This is a genomic window from Psychrobacter lutiphocae DSM 21542, assembly GCF_000382145.1.
Taxonomy (GTDB): domain Bacteria; phylum Pseudomonadota; class Gammaproteobacteria; order Pseudomonadales; family Moraxellaceae; genus Psychrobacter; species Psychrobacter lutiphocae.
In genome coordinates this window covers 30,738-38,961 of the sequence record NZ_KB907649.1, presented here as the reverse complement: position 1 = coordinate 38,961, position 8,224 = coordinate 30,738, and the positions used below count along the sequence as shown (strand labels likewise).

The 8,224-nt window shown below is 42.9% G+C and carries 8 protein-coding genes; 1 reads left to right on the top strand and 7 read right to left on the bottom strand.

All coding sequences use genetic code 11. From position 1 onward, the window contains the following. The 5 genes from H140_RS15575 to trmB form a co-directional block, all read right to left on the bottom strand. Positions 1-240: MerR family DNA-binding transcriptional regulator (locus tag H140_RS15575; protein ID WP_156819154.1), on the bottom strand; the 240-nt coding region annotated here is incomplete at its 3' end. A gap of 74 nt (positions 241-314) precedes the next feature. Continuing rightward, positions 315-1,070, bottom strand: a complete 756-nt coding sequence (gene queC, locus H140_RS0110200) for a 7-cyano-7-deazaguanine synthase QueC (RefSeq protein WP_019673557.1) — start codon at positions 1,068-1,070, stop codon at positions 315-317. Between the two features lie 219 nt (positions 1,071-1,289). Then, entirely contained in the window at positions 1,290-2,174 is an 885-nt protein-coding gene (locus tag H140_RS0110195) for a DODA-type extradiol aromatic ring-opening family dioxygenase (protein WP_019673556.1), read from the bottom strand. A gap of 77 nt (positions 2,175-2,251) precedes the next feature. Then, positions 2,252-2,740, bottom strand: coding sequence for a 23S rRNA (pseudouridine(1915)-N(3))-methyltransferase RlmH (rlmH, locus tag H140_RS0110185; RefSeq protein WP_019673554.1), 489 nt, complete (start codon positions 2,738-2,740; stop codon positions 2,252-2,254). 703 nt (positions 2,741-3,443) lie between these two features. Continuing rightward, positions 3,444-4,355 (bottom strand): tRNA (guanosine(46)-N7)-methyltransferase TrmB, encoded by a 912-nt coding sequence (gene trmB, locus H140_RS0110180; protein WP_019673553.1) that lies wholly within the window; start codon positions 4,353-4,355, stop codon positions 3,444-3,446. 115 nt (positions 4,356-4,470) lie between these two features. Here trmB and H140_RS0110175 point away from each other — a divergent pair, with 115 nt between their 5' ends. After that, on the top strand, positions 4,471-5,460 hold the full coding sequence (locus H140_RS0110175; protein ID WP_019673552.1) for a DUF2628 domain-containing protein: 990 nt from the start codon (positions 4,471-4,473) through the stop codon (positions 5,458-5,460). A gap of 1 nt (position 5,461) precedes the next feature. Here H140_RS0110175 and H140_RS0110170 read toward each other — a convergent pair whose 3' ends face one another. After that, on the bottom strand, positions 5,462-7,315 hold the full coding sequence (locus tag H140_RS0110170) for a monovalent cation:proton antiporter-2 (CPA2) family protein (RefSeq protein WP_019673551.1): 1,854 nt from the start codon (positions 7,313-7,315) through the stop codon (positions 5,462-5,464). Positions 7,316-7,371: 56 nt separating this feature from the next. Next, positions 7,372-8,079: a hypothetical protein gene (locus tag H140_RS0110165; RefSeq protein ID WP_019673550.1), complete on the bottom strand. Its 708-nt coding sequence runs from the start codon at positions 8,077-8,079 to the stop codon at positions 7,372-7,374. Positions 8,080-8,224 lie beyond the last annotated feature (145 nt).

Genomic DNA, 8,224 nt, shown 5'->3' with positions numbered 1-8,224 from the left:
TTGACGCTGCAAGTCTGGCTTTTGGTCATGACTTGATACACGAGCATAAGCTATGGTTTTGCGTTGTTGTTCCACCTTACTGTGAGTCAGGTTTGGGTTTATTTTAGACAAATCGTATCTACGATGACCTTTTGGCGTTCTTTGGGCGACAAGCACACCTGTCTCATCCCATCTCCGTAGAGTTGAGACAGAAACGCCTAATCGGTCAGCTGCTTGTTTTATGCTTAATAATCTATTCATAGTAAGTAATTATAAATAGATTTAGATAGAACTTATGTTACTGTTTGTAGCCCTTAGTTTAAATGAAAAAACCTTTAAGCATAGCGGGTAGGGTCAGTCAAACCAGCATCTTGGAAACCACGCTTACGTAAGGTGCAGCTGTCACACACACCACAGGCACGCCCATCGCTATCAGCTTTGTAGCACGAGATGGTCTGTGAATAATCAACACCCAACGAGTGACCTAACTGAATGGTTTGCGCTTTTGACAAAGTTTGTAATGGGGTTTGGATATGTAGTTTGTGACCAGTAACCCCAGCTTTGGTAGCTAAATTAGCCATGACTTCAAAGGCGTGGATATATTCAGGACGGCAGTCTGGATAGCCTGAGTAATCGACCGAGCTGACGCCGATTACAATATGGTTTGAATCCGTAACTTCTGCCACTGCCAATGCATAAGATAAAAATATGGTGTTACGTGCAGGCACATAAGTATTGGGAATGGCGCTATTGTCTATGTTGTCGGTATGGGTTGGAAACTTGTCTGCATCGCCATCGGGTACGGTCATCTCATGGTCAGTGAGTGATGAACCGCCCAGCTGTGCTAGATCAATATCAATGATTTTGTGGTCAACCCCAGCTTGTTGTGCAATTGTTTTGGCAGCTACCAGTTCGCTGTTATGGCGCTGGCCATAGTTAAAGCTGACGGCAGTGACTTTGGCATAGCGGTCTTTGGCCCAGTATAGACAAGTGACCGAATCTAGTCCGCCTGAGAGCAGCACCACTGCATTTTGGTTGGCTGGATTAGTATGGGCTGTGCTCGATATATTGGCGTTAGTCGTATTAGTCATAAGTGGCTCATGTCAATCAATTAAAATAAAAACGTAAGGGTGCTTTGGTTGTTAAATGCTCAAACGAGTATTAAAAAAAGAAAGGTTAAGAAAAATAAGGGTAACAGAGCTATTTTAACTAACCGAGCTATTTTAACAAAGTAAGGTAGAAAAATGGTTACCATATTGGTCACAGGTGTAGGTCTTATTGACAAGATCTAGATTAGGTTATATAAACCCCTAATCAAACCGGTAAATATCCATTCCTAGACTGTGATGCGCCATACTTTCGTGAATGACAGACACCCGTTGACCACAGCCAAGTGCAAAAAATAGTGGTAATAAATGCTCAGCCGTTGGATGCACCTGCTCAATATTTGCAAAAGCCTGCCAGTCCAAAGCGGCTGGAATATCGGCTTTTAACTTATTTAATAGCCATACTTTAAACGCTTTGGCTTGCTTATCCTCACTACTGGCATTCCAATCTAAACTAGCCAAGTTGTGAGTAATACTACCAGAGCCAATCACCAAGATTTGCTCATGACGCAATTGGGCGAATAAGCTGCCTAATTGATAACAGGCATAGGCATCAAAATGACGAGGCAATGATAATTGCACGATAGGCACATCCGCTTTTGGATACAAATGCATCAGTGGTGCCCACACGCCATGATCTAACGGCCGTAACGGATTAAGGCTATTGATTACTCCCATTTTATTAAGTTGTACCGATAGCGAATCGGCCAATTCAGGGTGCCCGACAGCTGGGTATTGTAGGGTGTTTAGTTGATGGTTAAAGCCTGAGAAATCGTGCCAAGTTTGTGGTGCTGGATTGCTGGAAATTTCTAAGGTTTGAGTAACCCAATGCGCCGACATGATGACAATGGCTTTAGGTTTAGGCAGATTTTGGCCAGTGCGCGCTAACGCATTGGTGGTGGCGTTTTTCTCAACCGCAAGAGTGGGCGCACCGTGCGAGATGAATAGGGCTGGCAAAGTCGCTAGCGCTTGTATCGAGCGAATTTTTCCCTGACGACTAGTAGTAGTGACAGGCTCAAAGCTGGTGAGCGCAGTCACTGAAGCTGGGACGCTAAAAGCTGAGTTTTGAGAGTTATTTGAATGTGTCATGTGCTAATTATGGGGGCAAGCTATCAGCTTTTAAAGCAAAATGAAAGTGCTGTTGAGCACGCCAAAGTTGCCTCTGCTTAATTGCCCCTGTGATAAGGATGGTTATTATTAATACTCATCGCCCGATATAACTGCTCCATTAATACCACACGTACCAAAGGGTGCGGCAGGGTCAAAGGCGATAATGACCACTTAAAATCAGCCGCTGCTAACACCTCAGGCGATAACCCGTCAGCGCCTCCTATCACCAGTGCCACGTCATCGCCCAGCTGCATTGCATCACTGAGCTTATCTGCCAACTGTTCAGTGGAGAGCATTTTGCCCTTCACATCCAGCACCCACAGCTTTTCACGTGCATGATTTTGATGGGCGGCCAATATTGCTTTGCCTTCTTGTTCACGATATTGGGCAAGATTGGCATTAGAGGGGTTTTTGGCACGTTTGGCAGCTGCTAAGTCAACCAGATCTGTGCTAAGCATAGGTTGGATACGTTTGTAATATTCGTTAAATCCAGTATCAATCCACTTTGGCATTTTGCCGCCGATACTTAAGATACGAAGCTTCATGGTAAATACTCTATTTGTTATTTGTAATTTGAGTTGTGGGTTAAGAGTTACAGGACAGTTGTTGTGGCTAGCCATATCTCTTAAAAACCACATCTATCTTAAAGAAACAAGGTAGCCTAAAGAAACAAAGGGGCAGATAGGTTAGGCCATACTTAGGGCGGTTATTAAAGAACCTAAATACTGAAAAAGTCAAGTCTCTAGTGGCTTATTTTGCAACTTATCCACAGCTTGAATAAGACTATCTGGTCAGACTGTGAAACATTCATTATGCCAAAAAATAAACATTGAAAATAATTGAAGGAATCAGTCATCTTAGTGGTATGCTGTGTAACTCATTGATTTTAATACAAAAAATAATTGTATAAAAAATGAACAATTTTATTCAAAGCCCTGTATTATCTAGGGTATAACTTGTCAAGTAGGCGCTTATCCACAGAGTTATCCACAGGTTATGGGGAAAACCCTGCATTCCCTTATCAGTCATGCGTTAGCAGTGTATTTTGTGCGCAATAATTCTATAATTTGGATGGTTGTTAAGGAGAATTCGATAGCATAAACATTAAATATTAGTCACCTTAATGAAGAAATTAAGTCCAGTAGATAAGGTTTATCATAAGGATGTTTCACGCAGATGACAGTCTTGACCAAGAGATGATGTTTGATAGTTGATTGTTAGTTTGACAGTTAATCTTTAATTTGATAGCTAATCTGATGAAGAACGGTCTTTACGGTAAATTAAATCCCAGACACCATGCCCACGATCCAGGCCACGTTTCTCAAACTTAGTCAGCGGGCGAAACTTGGGACGGGGCGTGAAGTTGCCTTTGCCAGCGGTATTGGTTAACCCTTGGAAGTTATCTAATACATCCAACATCCAAAAAGCGTAGTGCTCCCAGTCTGTTGCAGCATGAAACCAACCACCAGCTTTTAAAACACGAGTGACGATTTGCATACGCTCAGGGCTGACAAAGCGACGTTTATAGTGTCGTTTTTTTTGCCAAGGATCTGGAAAGTAGAGCTGGATACGGTCGATATGGCTCTCTGGCAGTTGCTGCATTAAGCGAATTGCATCTCCGTTAAGGATTTTTAGGTTGGTCAAGCCTTCTTCATCTGCCATGACAGCACACTTACCGATACCAGGCTCATGTACTTCAATCCCCACGAAGTTACGGTTGCGATCGGCTTTTGCCATTTCTATTAGCGAGCTACCCATACCAAAGCCAATTTCAAAGGTTAAAGGAGCGTCTGGACCATTTGGTGTTTGTTGTGTGTCGGCAAATAAGGCACGTAAGTCAGTAATATGATCAATAATGCCTTGTCCTGTTTCGTCTGCGCGGTTTACGATATATTTAGCATAAGCAGGATCTGTTAAGGCTTGCTCTGCTGATTTACTGACATGAGTACGGCGTTTCATAAAGGTATTGATAAAGCGAGGATGAGCAGGCGTGTTAGTCTGCGAACGGTTGTTTGATACGCCGCTTTTCTCTGAGTTGTTTGTAGCGGCAGTATCATGACCGTCATTTTGAGTATTAGAGGATAAACTTTGGGGAGTGGTGGCTAGTTGAGAAGTGGTGGTTGATTGAGAGGTGTTTCTTTGTGGCTTGTCAGTACTCATAGTCATTGAACCCTAATATAGTCATTGAACTCTAAAAAAAACAGTAATTTTGGCGTATTATAACTTATATTCTAGTGAAACAATTACCTTTGCTATGTAAGAGGCCTAAACGACCATGTTATTTATTGAAGAGACCTCGCCACCGCCATTTTATCAAGAGCAGTTGACACCCAAGCAGCGCAAACAGTTGGATAAATGGTTTATTGGACAGCGCTCGCAAGCTTATTATTTAAAACGCTTTGCACAGTTTGATGAGCAAGGCTATTTGTCTGCAAAGTGGAACTGGGCGGCCTTTGCCGCCACATTTGGGTGGTTGCTTTATCGCAAGCGTTATCTGGACTGTATTGTATATACAGTGGCTGGTTGGTCATTTATCCAACTTAATGTCACGATTGCTTTAGTTGCATTTGAGTTTTTGTTTATGCCCTTTGTGGCAGATGCGTATCAAATGGTGATCCGAATAGTTATTGGCGCAACTATTTGGTTATTTTGGTCGGTCATGATAGCGCGCTGGTCGGATGCCTATTATTATCGCATGGCAAGGCGTGAGATTGCCGATGCCCTAGATAAGTATCCACAAGATCCAGAAAAGCAAAAAGCGCATTTGCAACACGAAGGTGGGGTAAGCTTGGTCGGACTAGGTACTGCATTTGCCTTATTTAGCTTTTTATTAATGGTCATTTATCGTCAGTTTTTACCTTTGTATGCAAAGCCTATTGAAAAAAGTATTATTCAAGATAGTTTTAGCTTAACGCGTATTGCCGCAAGCCGAGTTGAAGGTTTGTATCAACAGCAAGGCAGCTGCCCAGTGGGGGCGACCTTGGAGACGCTCGGCTTGGATAAAGTGGTGCTAGACACCGCTGGCTTGACTACTGCTGGCGCACATTTACAGCTACAAGTGCTACAAAATACAGAGGCGCTTGGCAATCGTCACAGTAGCTGTGTGCTCATTGCTCGTATTCAAGCAGTACCTTTCCCCAATCGTAATTTAAATGGTCAGACCTTTATTATGTATCGTCCTGAGTCCACGCCGTCACCTCGTCAGTGGCAGTGCATAACCTCTTTTAATAAAAAACAAAAACCAGTAATGTGCCATGGTAATTAAATTAGGTGTTTTGTGATTTTTGAATACCAACCGCCGTTTCTATTTCATCCAAATCTAGCTTTTTGCCTTCATCGTGGTCTGAGTCAAATAAGCTCTCTAACTCAAGCAATGAGGACTGAACTGATTCGATTAACTTGGCCTCATCTTCATAGATGGCCTGTTGCTGATTAAGTAGTTTATCATCATAATCACGAAAGGCGGTGATGGTCTCACGGGCTTTTTCAGGTGACATACCAAGCAGCTCAAGTGACTGACGTGACATATCCAATGAACTTAGATAAGTCTCACGCCACACATGGGTGATGCCCACCTCACGTAAGCGATAATAATGGCTGCGGTTACGAGCACGCGCTAAAATCTTGAGGTGCGGGTAGTTATTGTGCAAGTAACGGGCTGTAGAAATAGAGCGCTCGATATCATCGGTAGCAATGATAAATAAGCGTGCTTTTTCAATACCAGCGGTGCGCAAGATTTGAGGGTTCTGTGGATTACCATAATAGACTTGGTTACCAAACTTACGTACGAAATCAACTTGGTTGGCTGAGCTTTCAATGGCTGTAAATTCGATATTATGCATACGTAGCACCCGCCCGATAATCTGACCGACTCGTCCAAATCCAGCAATGATTACTGGATGCTCATGATCTGGAATACTATCATACTCACGTGTTGGCTGACGCTTGGCAAATCTTGGCTCACCGATTTTTTCTAAGAGCATAAAGCCAATAGGCGTGAGCGCCATTGAGATGGTTACAATTAAGTTTAATAAGCTGGCATACTCAGGATGCAGTACATTTTGGTTGGCGGCAGTACCGAATAACACAAAAGCGAACTCACCGCCTTGCGCTAAGGTGACACCCAAGCGAATACTGGTAGGCAAGCGGTTGCCTAATAAACGGGCAATGACACTGACCACAGAAAACTTAATAATCATTAATAATACAGCAGCGCCAACAATCAATAGCGGATGCTCCATGATGAGCTTGACATCGGTGAGCATACCGACTGACATAAAGAACAAACCCAATAACAAGCCTTTGAACGGCTCAATACTGGCTTCAAGCTCGTGGCGGTATTCAGAGTCTGCTAATAATACTCCAGTCAAAAATGCACCCAGTGCCATCGACAATCCGATTTGACCCATTAATATAGACACACCCATCACGATAAACAGTGCTACGGCAGTTAATAATTCCGTGGCGCCACTTTGTGCGACAAACTTAAAGAAAGGGCGAACCACATAACGGCTTACCAAAAATAAACCACCAAATACAGCAATGACTTTGGCAAAATAAATCAAGTCATAGCTTTGTTGACGTACCCCAGAAAAAAAGGGTATGGCGGCCAATAAAGGAATGACCGCGATATCTTGGAATAACAAAATGGTAAAGGCTTCACGACCATGGGTGCTGGCCAACTGTTGCTTTTCGGTGAGTACCTGCAATACAAAAGCTGTCGAAGAGAGTGCCAAGCCAAAGCCAACGATAAAAGCGGTATCAAGTTTAAGACTAGTAAAATGGAAAATAAGCCCCATTAATAATAGACCAGTAACCCCAACTTGTAAGCCACCGAATACAAAAATAGAATGACGTAATGCCCAAAGTCTGGAAGGTTGTAGCTCCAAGCCGATGACAAATAGCAGCATCACCACCCCAAACTCAGAAAAGTGCATCAAGCTTTCTGCATCACCAGCAACATCAAATACACTTGGTCCTAGTAATAAACCAGTGATTAAATAACCTAACACAGTTGATATATGTAACCGCTTTCCTAAAGGTACTAATAAGAGTGCAGCGCCTAAAAAGATAGTGGCTTGTAACATTAGGCTAGGTTGAAGAAAGGAGGCTGCAAACATGTAGGGTCCTTATGAGTTTGTGTGTTGTAGAGTCTGGGCTGTGAGGCTTGGGTTAATTATCTTTTTTTATACACCTTCCATACGCCATTGTCCGCTAATGGGTTGCTATAAGCATCGTTACGGCGTTTGCGTGGTTTTTGGCGGCTGTCAACCACTTTGAAGTCTGGCAGGGCATGAATAATAAGTCCTGTACGATAAAAGCGCAGTCGCTCAGGCTCGAGCATCTCACCTTTGTTATCACGGCAAAATACATAGGCACGTAAGTCAACAAATTCACGATGCGCTACCAGACGAGCGCTGTCATCTTGGATAAATACTTTTTCTAGACGCTGGTACTCAGCATCGCTAAATTCACCGCACTTACTGATCAGAGCGCCGACAGAGCCAAAGTTTTTTGACTCTTTGGCACGGGTTTTGGTCAAATGCAAGCGTTGCACTTGATAGATAAATTGTGGAATCTCTAGGCTGGCAGGTAGCGGTAAATTTTCTGGTGGTAAATAAGCAGCTGGGTAAAATTGTAATGCTCTATCAATTAGGGGCTTCCAGCGTTTATGATATGCTGCCACTTCATCATAGTTGCCTTGATATATAGGCAAATCTCTAATTTGACGTAATATATCTGGCGGGAATTGATCATCCCGAAAGGTAGCAATGTCTGCTTGCAAGCTTGAGAGCAGTTGTTTTGCGTGTTTTTTGCCCGTAGGAGACTGAGAATCTTGGATAATATCTTCTGGAGCGACAAAAGGTGCAGAGCGTCTAGACATAATTGATGTAGGTTCATTATTAAGAGAGTTAAAACCATGTTATCATAACTAGGTAAGCTATCTGTAAACTGTCGTAAATTCAATTGTATGGCAGTTACTGTTGCTTTAAGCGGTTATGATGGATATACCTTGTATATTGTTGTTG

Coding starts and splice junctions, on each gene's coding strand:
- trmB (WP_019673553.1), bottom strand. CDS start 4,355: ATGAGTACTGACAAGCCACAAAGAAACACCTCTCAATCAACCACCACT.
- H140_RS0110165 (WP_019673550.1), bottom strand. CDS start 8,079: ATGTCTAGACGCTCTGCACCTTTTGTCGCTCCAGAAGATATTATCCAA.
- H140_RS0110170 (WP_019673551.1), bottom strand. CDS start 7,315: ATGTTTGCAGCCTCCTTTCTTCAACCTAGCCTAATGTTACAAGCCACT.
- H140_RS0110195 (WP_019673556.1), bottom strand. CDS start 2,174: ATGACACATTCAAATAACTCTCAAAACTCAGCTTTTAGCGTCCCAGCT.
- queC (WP_019673557.1), bottom strand. CDS start 1,070: ATGACTAATACGACTAACGCCAATATATCGAGCACAGCCCATACTAAT.
- rlmH (WP_019673554.1), bottom strand. CDS start 2,740: ATGAAGCTTCGTATCTTAAGTATCGGCGGCAAAATGCCAAAGTGGATT.
- H140_RS0110175 (WP_019673552.1), top strand. CDS start 4,471: ATGTTATTTATTGAAGAGACCTCGCCACCGCCATTTTATCAAGAGCAG.